The organism is Nocardioides panacis, from assembly GCF_019039255.1.
Classification (GTDB): domain Bacteria; phylum Actinomycetota; class Actinomycetes; order Propionibacteriales; family Nocardioidaceae; genus Nocardioides_B; species Nocardioides_B panacis.
Genome location: NZ_CP077062.1, coordinates 4797052 through 4811694 on the forward strand (window position 1 = coordinate 4797052; position 14643 = coordinate 4811694).

16 protein-coding genes are annotated in these 14643 nt (G+C 73.1%); 12 read left to right on the plus strand and 4 right to left on the minus strand.

Going from position 1 to position 14643, the window contains the following annotated elements; genetic code table 11:
• Nucleotides 1–73: 73 nt before the first annotated feature.
• Entirely contained in the window at nucleotides 74–850 is a 777-nt protein-coding gene (locus tag KRR39_RS23425) for a DUF3027 domain-containing protein (protein WP_216939742.1), read from the plus strand.
• A gap of 18 nt (nucleotides 851–868) precedes the next feature.
• Here the strand turns inward: KRR39_RS23425 and KRR39_RS23430 are convergent, their stop codons facing one another.
• The gene (locus tag KRR39_RS23430; RefSeq protein ID WP_254185381.1) at nucleotides 869–1183 is read right to left on the minus strand and encodes a DUF2530 domain-containing protein; all 315 of its coding nucleotides are present in this window, start codon (nucleotides 1181–1183) and stop codon (nucleotides 869–871) included.
• A gap of 79 nt (nucleotides 1184–1262) precedes the next feature.
• On the opposite strand from KRR39_RS23430, the gene KRR39_RS23435 reads away from it, so the two are divergent.
• The 8 genes from KRR39_RS23435 to KRR39_RS23470 all read left to right on the plus strand — a co-directional run bounded on the left by KRR39_RS23435 (nucleotide 1263) and on the right by KRR39_RS23470 (nucleotide 9487).
• Nucleotides 1263–2759: an NCS2 family permease gene (locus tag KRR39_RS23435; protein WP_254185382.1), complete on the plus strand. Its 1497-nt coding sequence runs from the start codon at nucleotides 1263–1265 to the stop codon at nucleotides 2757–2759.
• 75 nt (nucleotides 2760–2834) lie between these two features.
• Nucleotides 2835–3071, plus strand: a complete 237-nt coding sequence (locus KRR39_RS23440) for a hypothetical protein (protein WP_216939744.1) — start codon at nucleotides 2835–2837, stop codon at nucleotides 3069–3071.
• A 3-nt stretch (nucleotides 3072–3074) separates the two neighbouring features.
• A complete protein-coding gene (locus tag KRR39_RS23445; protein WP_216939745.1) occupies nucleotides 3075–4202 on the plus strand; it encodes a cupin domain-containing protein in 1128 nt (375 codons plus the stop codon).
• Nucleotides 4202–5089 (plus strand): ferredoxin family protein, encoded by an 888-nt coding sequence (locus KRR39_RS23450; protein ID WP_216939746.1) that lies wholly within the window; start codon nucleotides 4202–4204, stop codon nucleotides 5087–5089. The genes KRR39_RS23445 and KRR39_RS23450 overlap by 1 nt, the downstream gene beginning before the upstream one ends.
• A gap of 39 nt (nucleotides 5090–5128) precedes the next feature.
• The gene (locus tag KRR39_RS23455) at nucleotides 5129–6016 is read left to right on the plus strand and encodes an ABC transporter ATP-binding protein (RefSeq protein ID WP_216939747.1); all 888 of its coding nucleotides are present in this window, start codon (nucleotides 5129–5131) and stop codon (nucleotides 6014–6016) included.
• Nucleotides 6013–7605: an ABC transporter permease gene (locus tag KRR39_RS23460; RefSeq protein ID WP_216939748.1), complete on the plus strand. Its 1593-nt coding sequence runs from the start codon at nucleotides 6013–6015 to the stop codon at nucleotides 7603–7605. The genes KRR39_RS23455 and KRR39_RS23460 overlap by 4 nt, the downstream gene beginning before the upstream one ends.
• A 116-nt stretch (nucleotides 7606–7721) precedes the next feature.
• Nucleotides 7722–8171 carry a MarR family winged helix-turn-helix transcriptional regulator gene (locus KRR39_RS23465; RefSeq protein ID WP_216939749.1) on the plus strand — a complete coding sequence of 150 codons (450 nt, stop codon included), beginning with the start codon at nucleotides 7722–7724 and terminating at the stop codon, nucleotides 8169–8171.
• Entirely contained in the window at nucleotides 8168–9487 is a 1320-nt protein-coding gene (locus KRR39_RS23470) for an MFS transporter (RefSeq protein ID WP_216939750.1), read from the plus strand. Before KRR39_RS23465 ends, KRR39_RS23470 begins: the two co-directional genes overlap by 4 nt.
• Before the next feature lie 13 nt (nucleotides 9488–9500).
• Here KRR39_RS23470 and KRR39_RS23475 read toward each other — a convergent pair whose 3' ends face one another.
• On the minus strand, nucleotides 9501–10037 hold the full coding sequence (locus KRR39_RS23475) for a hypothetical protein (RefSeq protein WP_216939751.1): 537 nt from the start codon (nucleotides 10035–10037) through the stop codon (nucleotides 9501–9503).
• A gap of 262 nt (nucleotides 10038–10299) precedes the next feature.
• Between KRR39_RS23475 and KRR39_RS23480 the strand changes: the two genes are divergently transcribed.
• A complete protein-coding gene (locus KRR39_RS23480) occupies nucleotides 10300–11580 on the plus strand; it encodes a class I SAM-dependent methyltransferase (RefSeq protein ID WP_254185383.1) in 1281 nt (426 codons plus the stop codon).
• Nucleotides 11564–12577 (plus strand): esterase-like activity of phytase family protein, encoded by a 1014-nt coding sequence (locus tag KRR39_RS23485; RefSeq protein WP_216939752.1) that lies wholly within the window; start codon nucleotides 11564–11566, stop codon nucleotides 12575–12577. The genes KRR39_RS23480 and KRR39_RS23485 overlap by 17 nt, the downstream gene beginning before the upstream one ends.
• Here KRR39_RS23485 and serC read toward each other — a convergent pair.
• Nucleotides 12540–13661, minus strand: a complete 1122-nt coding sequence (gene serC, locus KRR39_RS23490) for a phosphoserine transaminase (RefSeq protein ID WP_254185384.1) — start codon at nucleotides 13659–13661, stop codon at nucleotides 12540–12542. The two genes, KRR39_RS23485 and serC, sit on opposite strands and share 38 nt — an antisense overlap.
• 111 nt (nucleotides 13662–13772) lie before the next feature.
• On the opposite strand from serC, the gene KRR39_RS23495 reads away from it, so the two are divergent.
• Nucleotides 13773–14273, plus strand: coding sequence for a GNAT family N-acetyltransferase (locus tag KRR39_RS23495; protein WP_216939754.1), 501 nt, complete (start codon nucleotides 13773–13775; stop codon nucleotides 14271–14273).
• Here the strand turns inward: KRR39_RS23495 and KRR39_RS23500 are convergent.
• Entirely contained in the window at nucleotides 14270–14620 is a 351-nt protein-coding gene (locus KRR39_RS23500) for an STAS domain-containing protein (RefSeq protein WP_216939755.1), read from the minus strand. The genes KRR39_RS23495 and KRR39_RS23500 overlap by 4 nt on opposite strands.
• Nucleotides 14621–14643: the final 23 nt, after the last annotated feature.

A 14643-nucleotide genomic window follows, 5' to 3' on the forward strand; every position in this document is an offset into this window, starting at 1 on the left:
TCGACACGACCCGGTCACGCCGGACGCCCCGAGGAGACATCCGGGCGCGCGTTAAGGAACAATCACGGACGTGATGACTGCAGCGAGGTCCGTCAAGCCCGACTCCGTGGGCGTGGGTGCGGTCGATGCTGCCCGCGAGGCGCTCCTCGAGCTCGTGGACGCCGCCGACGTGGGCGACACCCTGGGGTACGTCGCCGAGGCCGAGCGGGTCACCACGCACCTGTTCGCCTGCCTCCGGCCCGGCTACCGCGGCTGGCGCTGGGCGGTCACCGTCGCCCGGGCGCCGCGCATGAAGGTGGTCACCGTCGACGAGGTCGTGCTGCTGCCCGGCGACGACGCCATCATCGCGCCGCCGTGGCTGCCCTACCGCGACCGGATCCAGCCCGGCGACCTCAGCCCGGGCGACCTCCTGCCCACCGAGGAGGACGATCCGCGGCTGGTGCCCGGCTACCTCTCCGGCGACCCGGGCGACGACATCGTCGACCAGGACAGCGTGCGCGAGGTCATCTACGAGCTCGGCCTGAACCGGCTGCGGGTGCTGTCCCTCGAGGGCCGCGACCTGGCCGCCGAGCGCTGGCACGAGGGCAGCCACGGCCCGACGTCCCCGCTGGCGCTGGCCGCCCCGGCGACCTGCGAGACCTGCGGCTTCCTGGTCCGGCTGGCCGGCCCGCTGTCCCAGGCGTTCGGCGTGTGCGCCAACGCGCAGGCCAACGACGACGGCCGGGTGGTCTCCTGGGACCACGGCTGCGGCGCCCACTCCGAGGCGCAGCTGGCGGCCAAGAGCCAGCCGCAGCCGCTGCCCGACCCGGTGCTCGACACCCTCGGCTACGACGAGATCGAGACCTTCTGAGCCCGGGCTGAGCCGTGCTCAGCCCTGCTCCGGCTCCTGCTCGTGCTCCTGGCGGCGGTTCCTGCGCCGGCGGCAGTAGTCCCAGCCGATGACCCCGAGGCCGAACCCGGCCAGGCAGGTCCACAGCCACCAGGTCCGGTCGGCGTCGGCGAGCCGGCCGTAGAACGGCAGCAGCAGGAAGAACGCGACGAGGAACAGCACCGAGCCGACCGCCACGGTGCGGGTGCCGTCGACGTCGAGCGGGTCCACGTTCGCGACGATGTAGGTGCGGTTGCCGATCTCGTGGGTCTGGACGCCGTCGGTGGGCTGCTGGGGGTACTCGGGCTCCTGCACGCCTCGAACCTAGCCGACGACGGAGCCCGCGATCCGGCCGGGCAACATGCCCGTCACACCGCTCTGTCATGATCCGTCAGTGGACAATCTCACCAGGACCAGCACCAGTGGCTCGACGGTCGGCAGCCGGAGCGGCGTGGACAAGTACTTCAAGATCACCGAGCGCGGGTCGACCGTGGGCCGCGAGGTCCGCGGCGGCGTCGTCACCTTCTTCACGATGGCCTACATCATCGTTCTCAACCCGCTCATCCTCGGCTTCGCGCAGGACGCCGACGGCCAGTTCCTCGGCGGGGGGAGCGGCCCGAACCTGCCGCTGATCGCCGCGGCGACGGCCCTGGTCGCCGGCGTGATGACGATCCTGATGGGCGTCGTCGCCAACTACCCGCTCGCGCTGGCCACGGGCCTCGGGCTGAACGCCTTCGTGGCGTTCTCGATCGCCTCGGGCATGTCCTGGGCCGACGCGATGGGACTGGTGGTCCTCGAGGGCATCGTGATCCTGGTGCTGGTGCTCACCGGCTTCCGGAGCGCGGTCTTCCACGCCGTACCTGCCCAGCTGAAGACCGCGATCAGCGTCGGCATCGGCCTGTTCATCGCGCTCATCGGCCTGGTCGACGCCGGGTTCGTACGTCGCATCCCGGACGCCGCGAACACCACGGTCCCGGTGCAGCTGGGGGCCAACGGGTTCCTCGACGGCTGGCCGGTGCTGGTGTTCGCCTTCGGCCTGGTGCTGATGGTGACTCTCTACGTCCGCAAGGTGCGCGGCGCGATCCTGATCTCGATCATGATCACCACCGCGGTCGCGGTGGCCGTCGAGGCGATCGCCAAGGTCGGCCCGTCCGTGGACGGCAAGCAGGTCAACCCGAACGGCTGGAACCTCAACGTCCCGTCGCTGCCGGACAAGATCATCGCCGTCCCGGACTTCGGGCTGCTCGGCCAGTTCTCGCTGTTCGGGTCGTTCGAGCGGGTCGGCTTCGTCACCGCGGCGCTGTTCGTGTTCACCCTGATGCTCGCGGACTTCTTCGACACGATGGGCACGATGACCGCCATCGGCGCGGAGGCCGGCCTGCTCGACGAGGACGGCGTCCCCCCGAACAGCCAGCGCATCCTGATCGTCGACTCGCTCGCCGCGGCCGCCGGTGGCGCGGCCGGCGTCTCCAGCAACACCTCCTACATCGAGTCGGCCTCGGGCGTCGGCGAGGGGGCCCGCACCGGCCTGGCCAGCGTCGTGACCGGCGTGCTGTTCCTGCTGGCCACGATCTTCGCCCCGCTCGTCGCGATCATCCCCAACGAGGCGGCCGTCCCGGCCCTGGTCCTCGTCGGCTTCCTGATGATGCAGCAGGTCAAGAACATCGAGTGGGACGACCTGGAGATCGCGCTGCCGGCCTTCCTGACCATCGTGCTGATGCCGTTCACCTACTCCATCTCGGTGGGCATCGGTGCCGGGTTCCTGGCCTACGTGCTGATCAAGCTGGTCCGCGGCAAGCCCGGCGAGGTGCACCCGCTGATGTGGGTCGTCTCGGCGCTCTTCGTCGTCTACTTCTTCATCGACCCGATCCGGCAGCTCCTCGGCGCCTGACGTGTGACGCGCCCCGACCTGGGTAAGTCCTCCACGACGGCGCGCGCCGTCGCCCGACGACCAAGGGAGCCGCACATGAGCACCAGCCCGCAGGAACCCCTCAAGGACGAGGACATCGAGACCACCGGCTCCTCGCACGGGCCGGCCGACGCCGCTGACGCCGACGGCGCCGACGGCACGGACGCCGCGAACGACGGCGACGCCACGGACACCACCGACGGCGACTCGACCGACGGCGCGGACGCCGACGGCACCGACGGCGCGGACGCCGACGGCACGGACGGCTCGGACGCCGACGGCACCGACGCCTGACTCGTGTCCGCTCTCGACCTGCTCAGCGGTGACGCCCAGACCTTCCTCGCGAAGATCTGGGCGTCCCGCGTGCACGTGCACCGCACCGACCCGGCCGGGCTCGTCGACCTGCTGTCCTTCGACGACGTCGACCACCTGCTGACCGGCACGGCCATCCGCACGCCCGCCGTACGCATCGCGCAGGACGGCGCCGTGCTCCCCGCGTCGGCGTACACCCGGCACGCGACCCTCGCCGGGCAGACGATGACCGGGCTGCTCGACCCCGCGAAGGTCTTCGACCTCTTCGACGACGGCGCGACCGTCGTGCTGCAGGGGCTGCACCGCTACTGGGAGCCACTCGGTGCCCTGGTCGCCGAGCTGGAGCTCGCGCTCGGCCACCCCTGCCAGGCCAACGCCTACCTCACGCCGCCCGGCTCGCAGGGCTTCGCGGTGCACAGCGACTCCCACGACGTCTTCGTGTTCCAGACCCACGGCAGCAAGGTCTGGGAGGTGCACGAGCCCTCCGTCACGCAGGAGCCGCAGACCGTCGTGCTCGAGCCCGGCGTGAGCATGTACCTCCCCACCGGCACCCCGCACGCCGCCCGCGCCCAGGACACGGTCTCCCTGCACGTCACGATCGGGATCAACCAGGTCACCTGGAAGCAGGTCCTGGACCGGGCGCTGGCCGCGGCCCTCGACGAGGCCGGCGCCCAGCACCTGCCGGCCGGCTACCTCGACGAGCCCGGCCTGCTCGCAGACGGCCTGGCCGAGCGGCTGGAGACCCTCGCCGCCACCGTGCGCGGCCTGGACCCGGCCACGGTCGCGGACGCCGAGGTGCACCGGTTCCTCACCGGCCGCACGCTCTGGCAGCGCGGCGGGCTGCGCGACCGGATCGCGGCCCGCGACCTGTCCGACACCGCCCTGCTGCGCCGGCGCCCCGGCCACCCGTGCGTGCTGCGTCCCGCCGGCGACCGGGTCCGGCTGCTCCTCGGTGACCGCGAGCTCGTGCTGCCCGGCCACCTCGCACCGGTGCTCACCGTGGTCCGGGACGCCGGGCGGCTGCGCCCGGCCGACCTGGACCTCGACGAGCAGAGCCGGCTGGTGCTCTGCCGCCGGTTGGTCCGCGAGGGGCTCCTCGAAGTCGTCGGCTGATGGCCTTCCGCTGCGCCGCCGCCAGCCTGGCCCGCGACGAGCCGGCCGTCGGCACCGCCTCCACGGTGCGCGCGTTCCTGCTCGTCGAGAACGCCGGCCCGTGGGGCACCGAGGCCCTGCGGGACGCCCGGCTGCCCGCCGAGGTCAAGGACGGCCTGCAGGCCCGCTCGGCGGCCACCGGCGTTCGCGCGCTGCTGGTCCGCCGGCACGGCGGCGCCCCCACCGGTCCGGGGATCCGGGTGTTCGCGGCCTACGCCGACCCGGCCGCGCCCTGGATGGAGACCGCGACGCTCGCCGCCCCGGAGGTGCTGCTCGACCTCGACCTCGAGGCGCTCGGTCGCGGCCGTTCGCCGGGGCTGACGCCCACCGACGAGCCGGTGTTCTGCGTGTGCACGCACGGCCGGCACGACGCGTGCTGCGCCGAGCTCGGCCGGCCGACGGTGTCCGCGCTGGCGGCCCGGCACCCCGAGCAGACCTGGGAGGTCTCGCACATCGGCGGCGACCGGTTCGCCGCCAACCTGCTGGTGCTGCCCGCCGGCCTCTACTACGGCCGGGTCGCCCCGGCCGACGCGCCCACGGTGGCGGCGGCGCACCTCAGCGGGCACGTCGACCTCGACCTGCTCCGCGGCCGGTCCGGGTTCCCCTTCCCCGTGCAGGTCGCCGAGCTCGCCGTGCGTCGCGAGACCGGCGACACCCGGCTGGACGCGGTCCGGCTGGTCGGGCTCCGCACCGTCGGCGACGGCAGCGAGGTGACCCTCGACGTGGGCGGCGCGACGTACGACGTGCGGGTGCGGCGCACGACGGGGGAGCACGAGCGGCTCACCTGCCGGGCGACGCGGGACAGCCGGCCGGCGTCGTACGAGGTCGTCGGCCTCGCCCGGCGTTAGTCCCTTCGCCCGGGGCGTCCGGGGTGCCACGATGGATTCATGAGCGCTGCGATCTCGGTCTCCGGCCTGCGCAAGACCTTCGGGCGGACGGTCGCGCTCGACGGTCTGGACCTCGAGGTGACCACCGGTGAGGTGCACGGCTTCCTCGGCCCGAACGGTGCCGGGAAGTCCACGACCATCCGGGTGCTGCTCGGGCTGCTCCGGGCCGACGCGGGCGACGTACGGCTGCTGGAGGGGGACCCGTGGCGGGACGCCGCGACCCTGCACCGGCGGCTGGCCTACGTGCCCGGCGAGATGAACCTGTGGCCGAACCTCACCGGGGGCGAGGTCATCGACCTGCTCGGCCGGCTGCGCGGCAGCCACGACCCGCGGCGCCGGGCGGACCTGCTCGAGCGGTTCGACCTCGACCCGACCAAGAAGTCCCGCACCTACTCCAAGGGCAACCGGCAGAAGGTCGGCCTGGTCGCCGCGCTCGCCGCGGACGTGGAGCTGCTGCTGCTCGACGAGCCGACCTCCGGGCTCGACCCGCTGATGGAGGCGGTGTTCCAGGAGTGCATCCGCGAGGAGGCCGCCGCCGGGCGGACGGTGCTGCTGTCCAGCCACATCCTGGCCGAGGCCGAGGCGCTGTGCGACCGGGTCAGCATCGTGCGCTCCGGCCGGATCGTGCAGCACGGCACGCTCGCCGACCTGCGGCACCTGACCCGGACCACGGTGATCGCCGAGACCCGGCTGCACGCCGACGCCCTGGCCGCCGTACCCGGGGTGGGGCACGTGGACCGCCTCGACGGCCGGGTCAGCTTCGACGTCGACACCGAGCACCTCGACGAGGCGATGCGCTACCTGTCCTCGCTCGACATCCGGTCGCTGGTCAGCCACCCCCCGACCCTGGAGGAGCTGTTCCTGCGGCAGTACGGCGAGTCGGTGTGAGCACGCTCACCGGCACCACGGCCCTGGCCCGCCTCGTCGTCCGGCGGGACCGGGTCAGGATGGCGGTGTGGGTGCTCGCGATGACGCTGCTGACCTACTCCTCGGGCAGCGCGATGGGCACGACGTTCCCGACCCAGGCCTCGATCGACAGCTACGCCTCCTCGATGGCCACCTCGCCGGCGGTGATCTTCCTCGCCGGCCCGCCGGTCGCCCTGGACACGCTGCCGGGCATCGTGCTGAACAAGGTGTCCTTCCTGGGGCTGGTCGGCGTGTGCCTGATGACCGTCCTCCAGGTGGTGCGGCACACCCGCGCCGAGGAGGAGGAGGGGCGCGCCGAGCTGGTCCGGGCCGGGGTGGTGGGCCGCGACGCCGCGCTCGCGGCGACGGTGCTGGTGACCGGTGCCGCCGCGCTGCTCGTCGGGGCCGGGCAGGCGCTCGCGACGAACGCCGCGCAGGTGCCGCTCGGGGACGCGCTGCTGTACGGCGCGTCGGTGGCCGCCCTCGGCCTGGTGTTCGCCGGGATCGCGCTGTGCACCGCCCAGGTGTTCACCCACGCCCGGGCGGCGAGCGGGTCGGCCCTGGCGCTCTTCGGCGTCGCCTACGTCGTGCGGGGCGCCGGTGACGTGCAGGGCAACGGCCTGGTGTGGCTCTCGCCCATCGGGTGGTCCCAGGCGACGCACGCGACCGGCGCCGACGCGACCTGGTGGCCGCTGCTGGTCCCGGTCGTGGTGAGCGCCGTGCTCGTCGGTCTGGCCGCCTGGCTGCAGCGCCGGCGCGACGAGGGCGCCGGCCTGGTGTCCGGCCGGCCCGGCCGCGCGCAGGCCGCCCGCTCGCTGTCCGGGGCGTTCGGCCTGGCGCTGCGCACCCAGCGCCCGCTGCTGGTCGGCTGGGCCCTCGGCCTGTTCGCGCTCGGCGCGGTGTACGGCTCGCTGACCCAGGGCGTCGAGGACCTGGCCCGCAGCAACCCCACGCTGGAGGAGTTCTTCCGGGCGAGCGGGCAGGGCAGCCTGGTCGACTCGTTCCGCGCCACGATGCTGCTGGTGCTCGCCCTGCTGGCCGGCGCCTACGCCGTCGGCTCGGCGCTGCGGCTCACCTCCGAGGAGACCTCCGGCCGGCTCGAGCCGCTGCTCGCCACCGGGCTGTCGCGCGCCCGGTGGATGCTCGGCACCCTGGCGATGACCCTGGTCGGCAGCGCGACGGTGCTCCTCGCCGCCGGGGCGGGTCTCGGGTCGACGTACGCGATGTCGACGGGGGACCCGTCCCAGCTGCTCCGGATCGCCGGCCTGGAGCTGGTCTACCTCCCGGCCGTGCTGGTCCCGGCCGGCATCGCCGCGCTGGTGCACGGGTGGCGGCCGGGCTGGGCCCGGGTCGCCTGGGTGGTCCTCGCCGTCTGGTTCGTGCTCGGCTACCTCGGTGAGCTGCTGAACGCCCCCGAGTGGCTGGTGCGGACCTCTCCCTTCACCCGCACCCCCTCCGTCCCGGTGGCGTCGCTGTCCCTCACCGCCCCGCTGGTGATCACCCTGCTGGTGGCCCTGCTCACCGCCGTCGGCGTCACGGCCCTCCGCCACCGCGACCTCCAGACCCACTGAGGCGCCCCCACCCCGTCGGCGCGGGCCCGATGTCGGGGTGCGCCCGGGCACGGGCCGGCGGAGGGATGCCTCGATACGGAAATAGTTAGCAAGGGTAATGAGTTAGGCTAAGCACCATGCCATCCGTCGAGAAGGTCACCCGCACCGACAGCGGGCTCGCGTCCGCGCTGCGCATCTCCGTCGCGCGACTGCAGCGCCGGTTGCGCGGCGAGCGGGACCCGGACAACGAGCTGCTCCCGGTGGGGCAGCTGTCCGTCCTCGGTCTGCTGAACCGCTTCGGTGACAGCACCGTCGGCGAGCTCGCCGCCCTCGAGCGGGTCCAGCCGCCGTCGATGACCCGCACCGTCAACTGCCTCGACGACGGCGGCTACGTCGTACGTCGCAAGAACGAGTCCGACGGGCGCCAGGTCGTCGTCGCGCTGTCCGAGCAGGGCAAGCAGACCCTCGCCAACGACCGTCGCCGTCGCGACGCCTGGCTCGCGCAGCGGCTGCGCGAGCTCACCCCCGAAGAACGCTCCGTGCTGCGTCAGGCAGCTCCGATCATCGAAAGGCTGGCTCAGGCTTGAGTCCCACGTTCCGCTCACTGTCGAACCGCAACTACCGGCTGTACGCGTCCGGTGCCGTGGTGTCGAACGTCGGGACGTGGATGCAGCGCGTCGCCCAGGACTGGCTCGTCCTGCAGCTGACGCACAACAACGGCACCGCCCTGGGCATCACGACCGGCCTGCAGTTCCTGCCGATCCTGCTGCTCTCCCCGTACGCCGGCCTGATCGCCGACCGCTTCCCGAAGCGCCGGCTGCTGCAGGTCACCCAGCTGATGCTCGCCGTCCCGGCGATGCTGCTCGGCGTGCTCGCGGTGACCGGGGTCGCGCAGAGCTGGCACGTCTACGCCCTGGCGTTCGTCTTCGGCATCGGCTCGGCGTTCGATGCCCCGGCCCGCCAGTCGTTCGTCAGCGAGATCGTCGGTCCCGAGGACCTGACCAACGCGGTCGGCCTCAACTCGGCGTCGTTCAACCTGGCCCGGATGATCGGCCCGGCCCTGGCCGGCCTGCTGATCGCCGCCTTCGGCTCGGGCGTCCCCGCGACCGGCGCGGTGATCATGGTCAACGCGGTCAGCTACGGCGCGGTGATCCTGTCGCTGCAGCGGATGCGCGACAGCGAGCTCAACCGCGCCGCGCCGACCCCCCGGCACAAGGGGATGATCCGCGACGGCGTGCGCTACGTGCTGCGTCGCCCGGACCTGATGCTGATCCTCACCATCGTGTTCTTCGCCGGCACCTTCGGGCTGAACTTCCAGCTCACCTCCGCGCTGATGGCGACCGAGGTGTTCCACAAGGGCGCCAGCGAGTACGGCATCCTCGGTACGACGCTCGCGATCGGCTCCCTGTCGGGCGCGCTGCTCGCCGCGCGCCGCGGCCGGATCCGGCACCGCCTGGTGATCATCGCCGCCGTCGTGTTCGGCGTCGCCGAGATCGTCGCCGGCCTGCTGCCGACGTACGTCGCGTTCGCGATCTGGACGCCAGTGATCGGGATCGCCTCGCTGACGATGATCACGTCGGCCAACGCCACCTTCCAGATGAGCGTCGCGCCGGAGATGCGCGGCCGGGTGATGGCGCTCTACATGATGATCTTCATGGGCGGCACGCCGATCGGCTCGCCCATCGTCGGCTGGGTCGGGGAGACCTTCGGGGCGCGCTGGACGCTGATCGGCGGAGGGGTCGCCACGATCCTCGGCACCGTGCTGGCGGTGCTGGTGTTCAGCCGCGCCCAGGGCCTGATCGGGCACGCGCACGACCGGACCGCGCACCGACCGAGCGCCGAGCCCGAGCGGGCCGTGCGCGAGGTAGGCGCGGCCGGCGAGGTGGTTGCCGGCCGCGCCTAGAGCGGGTCCCCGTCTAGCGCGAGGCGAACCAGGGCTGGTGCAGGTCGAGGTAGCGCACGTCGTGCATCGCGGTCTCCATCGCCCGGCGTACCTCCTCGGGCATCGCGACCTGCTCGCCGCGGCGGGCCGACTCCTCGTCGGAGAACGAGACCGTCTCGATGAACGACCCGTCCGCCTCGATCGCCAGGGTGCCGCCGAGGATCTCCGGGCGCATCTCGTGCAGCTGCTCGGTGTCGGTCATCATCGCCTTGAGGGTGTCCACGTCGTCGACCTTGCCCCGGATCACCTGGACGAAGCCGGCGTCGTCGGAGCCGCCGTCCATCAGCAGCGTGACGTCGGCGCAGTCGTGGAACTCGACGGGTCCGTCGAACAGCCTCTCCATCTCCGACCACCAGGCGCCCTGCTCGGGGCGCGCGGCGTTCGCGGCCGCCGCCTCCTGCGACTCGAAGCGCACGATCGCGAGGAACTGGTCGTCGTCGGTGAACCCGTAGGTCCCGCCGAGCCAGCCGTCCGCCCCCGGTGCGAGCTCACGCAGCCAGCGCTCGCCCATCTCCCGGCACTCGTCCCGCCGGGTGCTCTTCCCCCTGGATGATCTGGATGAACATGGGGCCTCCTTGTGGGCAGGCCGCTTCGGGTGAAGTGGTCGTTCCCGACGCTAGTGAGGGCGCTCGGGTGGGGTCCATGGCCCGTTCGGGGCAGCCCGCCGCCTACCCTGGAGACATGAATCCCCGCTACCGACGGCTGGTGATCCCGGGCGCCCTGGTGGGGCTGATCCTGATCGTGGTCCTGACCGCCCTGCTCGGGCGGTAGCCGTGGCCGCCGAACCCCTCCTCCGGGCCCTGACGCGGATGCGCGGGCTGCTCCTGGACGACCAGCAGCTGGTCCGGGCCGTCGCCTCGGGCCGCCAGAAGGGCCAGACCCCGCGCTGGCGCCGCGTCGAGCTCCGGTACGTCGACCTGAAGGCCGGCCGACGCCTCCAGGTGACGGCCTACGACGACACCCAGGCGCACACCTCGAACCACGAGCCCGGGGACGCCGCGAAGGCCGCCGTCGACGACCTGCTGGACCTGCCCTTCGGCAACTGGCACGTCGAGACGCTGACCGAGACCCACCAGCTCCGGGTGACCAAGAGGCTCGAGGCGATGGTGCACACGCAGGCGAGTGGTCCCGACAGGCTCGACCAGCCGGGACCCGGGCTCGACCGGCCGGGATCCGGGCTCGACCAGTCGGGGGAGGACCCGGCGCGCGAGCACGACCGGCGCAAGCCCCGGCTGCTCCCGGAGGACGCGCCGGTGCTGGTGGCGCTGGGCATCTCCGACGCCGACGGCCGGGTCAAGCCGAGCCGGCAGGCGAAGTACCGCCAGGTCGACGAGTTCCTGCGCAGCCTCACCTCCGTGGTCGACGAGGCGCTGGCCTCCGGACGGCTGCGCACCCCCACCGCGGAGGAGCCGCTGCGGGTCGTGGACCTCGGCTGCGGCAACGCCTACCTCACGTTCGCGGCGCACGCCTACCTCGAGGGCGTCCGCGGCCTGCCGGTGCGGGTGGTCGGCATCGACCGGCAGCCGCAGCTGGTGGCCCGCAACAACGAGATCGCGCGGGACCTCGGGATCGAGGAGCGGATCTCGTTCTCGCCCGGCGACATCGGCACCGCCGAGCTCGACGAGCGGCCGGACGTGGTGCTGGCGCTGCACGCGTGCGACACCGCCACCGACGACGCGCTCGCCCGGGCGGTCACCTGGGAGGCCCCGCTGGTGCTCGCGGCGCCCTGCTGCCACCACGACATCGCCGCCCAGCTGCGGCGCACGCCGACCCCGGCGCCGTACTCCCTGCTCACGCGCAGCGGCATCCTGCGCGAGCGGTTCGCGGACACCCTCACCGACGCGGTGCGCGCCTCGGTGCTGCGCCAGGTCGGCTACCGGGTCGACGTGACCGACTTCGTGGACAGCCGGCACACCCCGCGCAACACGCTGCTGCGCGCGGTGCGGACCGGCGCCGCGCCCTCGCCGGACGCCCGGCGCGAGCTGGACGACGTCGTCAGCACCTGGGGCATCCACCCGCAGCTGGCGGAGCTCCTGCGTGACCGGCTGGCCTAGGACCCGCGCGGCCGCGCTGCTGGCCCCGTTCCTGACCGTGCTCGCGACGGGAGCCGGGGCGGCGTACGCCGCGCCGGACGACCCGGTCCCGAGCCGGACGCTGTTCACGATCGACGACGACGAGGTGTTCGAGTCCAGCGGGCTGGTCGACACCGGCCGGGTGGTCTACACGATCAACGACTCCGGCGACGACGCGGTCGTCTACGGCCTGGACCCGGGCACCGGCCGTCCGGTCAGCCGGACGACGTACGCCGGCTCCGTCGAGGACGTGGAGGCGATCGCCCCCGGCCGGGACGGCCGCGTCTGGGTCGGCGACATCGGTGACAACCGGCGCCGCCGCGACGACGTCACGGTCTACCGCGTCGACCCGCGCGACGGCGAGCACCCGGCCACACCGCACCGGCTGACCTACCCCGACGGCGCGCACGACGCCGAGACGCTGCTGGTCCACCCGCGGACCGGCCGGGTCTTCGTGGTGTCCAAGTCGCCCTTCGGCGGCACCGTGTACGCCGCCCCGCGCACCCTGTCCGGCGCCGCCACCGACCGGCTCACGTCCTTCGCGCGGGTCTCCGGGCTGGTCACCGACGGCACGTTCTTCGCGGGCGGCAGGCGGGTGCTGCTGCGCACCTACGGCACCGCCTCGGTCTACACGTTCCCCGGCTTCGCGCTCGTCGGCACCGTGCGGCTGCCCGCCCAGCGGCAGGGCGAGGGCATCTCGGTCTCGCCGCAGGGACGGGTGCTGGTCTCCAGCGAGGGGCCCCGGTCCGACGTGCTCGAGGTGACACTGCCGGCGGCGCTCACCGACCCGTCGGCCACCCCGGCGGCGGCGCCCCTGGGGCCCGGGCCCACCCGCGACCCGCAGCGCCCCGGGGACCGGCCGCCGCGCGACCGGACGGCCGAGGAGTGGGGCTGGGTCGCGCTGGCCTCCGTCGGCGTCCTGTCGCTGGGCTACCTGACGCTCAGAGCCGTTCGACCACGTGGTCCACGCAGGCGGTGAGCGCCTCGACGTCGGCCGGGTCGATCGCCGGGAACATCGCCACCCGCAGCTGGTTGCGGCCGAGCTTGCGGTAGGGCTCGACGTCCACCACACCGTTGGCGCGCAGCACCCTGGCGACCGCGGCGGCGTCGACGCCCTCGTCGAAGTCGATGGTGCCGATGACCAGCGAGCGCTCGTCCGGGTCGGCGACGTACGGGGTCGTGTAGGACGTCTTCTCGGCCCAGGTGTAGAGCCGGTTCGAGCTGTCGGTGGTCCGGGACACCGCGAAGTCCAGGCCGCCCTGGCCGTTGAGCCAGTCGAGCTGCTCGGCCATCAGGAACAGCGTCGCGACCGACGGGGTGTTGTAGGTCTGGTTCTTGGTCGAGTTGTCGATCGCCGTGGGCAGGTCGAGGAACGCCGGCACCCAGCGGTCGGACGCGCCGATCTCCGCGGCGCGTTCCAGTGCCGCCGGCGAGAGCAGCGCGACCCACAGGCCGCCGTCGGAGCCGAAGTTCTTCTGCGGCGCGAAGTAGTAGGCGTCGGTCTCGCTGACGTCGACGGGCAGGCCGCCGGCACCCGAGGTGGCGTCCACCAGCACGAGCGCGCCCTCGTCGGCGCCGGCCACCCGGCGGACCGGGGCCATCACGCCGGTGGAGGTCTCGTTGTGCGCCCAGGCGTAGACGTCGACGCCGGCCTCGGCGCGCGGCGAGGGGCGGGTGCCGGTGGGGGACTCGATGACCGTGGGGTCGCCGAGGAACGGCGCGGCCTGCGCGGCCTGGGCGAACTTGGAGGAGAACTCCCCGAAGACCAGGTGCTGGCTGCGCTCGCGGACCAGGCCGAACGTCGCGACGTCCCAGAACGCGGTCGCGCCGCCGTTGCCGAGGACCACCTCGTAGCCCTCGGGCAGCTCGAACAGCGCGGCGATCCCCTCACGGACCCGGCCCACGAGGTTCTTCACCGGGGCCTGGCGGTGGGAGGTGCCGAGCAGGGAGCTGCCGGTGGCGGCGAGCGCCTGCAGGGCCTCGACCCGGACCTTCGAGGGGCCGGCGCCGAAGCGGCCGTCGGCGGGCAGGAGTGCGGCGGGGAGGGTGATCGTCTCGGTCACGGTGGCTGCTACCTCGGGGAGTGTCGCGTGCGGGTGACCTGACCTCGTTGTCAGCGTGTGCACCACTATTCTGGCATCCGCCACCGCACCGGACACGAACGGGGACACCTGATGAGCATGCGCATCCTCGCGGTTGCGTTCACCCATCCCGACACCCAGCGGCTGGTCGCGGACGTGCAGGCGGAGTACGTCCGGCTCTACGGCAGCGAGGACTCCACCCCGCTGGACACCGGCGTCTTCGACCCGCCGCAGGGTGCCTTCTTCGTCGGTTACGTCGACGGGCAGCCCGTCGCGATGGGCGGCTGGCGGCTGCGCTCGGACGTCCCGGCCCTCGGGGCGACCCGGTCCGCCGAGGTGAAGCGGATGTACGTCGCACCGGCCGCCCGCCGCCAGGGGCTGGCCCGGGCGGTGCTCGCGCACCTGGAGGAGACCGCCGCGCGGGCCGGTGCCGAGGCGATGGTCCTGGAGACCGGCACCGAGCAGCCGGAGGCCATCGCGATGTACGAGCGGGCCGGCTACGAGCGGATCGAGGGCTTCGGCTACTACCGCTGGTCGCCCAAGTCGCGGTGCTACGGCAAGCGGCTGGTGCCCGGGTCCCGGGCCGGCCGCTAGGAGGCGACCGCGCGGGCGCTGACCGCCTCGTCCACGGTGTCGTGGATGGTGAACACCTTGTCCAGGCCGGTGATCCGGAAGATCTTCAGCATCTGTTGCTCGGTGCACACCAGGGACAGCGAGCCCTTGAGCGCGTAGGCCCGGCGGCGGCCGCCGATCAGCGCGCCCAGGCCGGTCGACTCGATGAAGTCGACGGCCAGCAGGTCGATGATCAGGTTGACGTCCCCGCCGACCAGGGTCTCGGTGATCGCGTCCTTGAGCTGGGGCCCGGTGGCGAAGTCGATCTCGCCCTGGGGGCTGAGGATCGCGTAGCCCTCACGCCGCTCGACGTCGATCTGCAGATGCATGCTTCCTCCGATGTACCGGTCCG

Coding starts and splice junctions, on each gene's coding strand:
- KRR39_RS23500 (WP_216939755.1), bottom strand. CDS start 14,620: ATGCATCTGCAGATCGACGTCGAGCGGCGTGAGGGCTACGCGATCCTC.
- KRR39_RS23495 (WP_216939754.1), top strand. CDS start 13,773: ATGAGCATGCGCATCCTCGCGGTTGCGTTCACCCATCCCGACACCCAG.
- KRR39_RS23455 (WP_216939747.1), top strand. CDS start 5,129: ATGAGCGCTGCGATCTCGGTCTCCGGCCTGCGCAAGACCTTCGGGCGG.
- KRR39_RS23465 (WP_216939749.1), top strand. CDS start 7,722: ATGCCATCCGTCGAGAAGGTCACCCGCACCGACAGCGGGCTCGCGTCC.
- KRR39_RS23475 (WP_216939751.1), bottom strand. CDS start 10,037: ATGGGCGAGCGCTGGCTGCGTGAGCTCGCACCGGGGGCGGACGGCTGG.
- KRR39_RS23425 (WP_216939742.1), top strand. CDS start 74: ATGACTGCAGCGAGGTCCGTCAAGCCCGACTCCGTGGGCGTGGGTGCG.
- KRR39_RS23450 (WP_216939746.1), top strand. CDS start 4,202: ATGGCCTTCCGCTGCGCCGCCGCCAGCCTGGCCCGCGACGAGCCGGCC.
- KRR39_RS23440 (WP_216939744.1), top strand. CDS start 2,835: ATGAGCACCAGCCCGCAGGAACCCCTCAAGGACGAGGACATCGAGACC.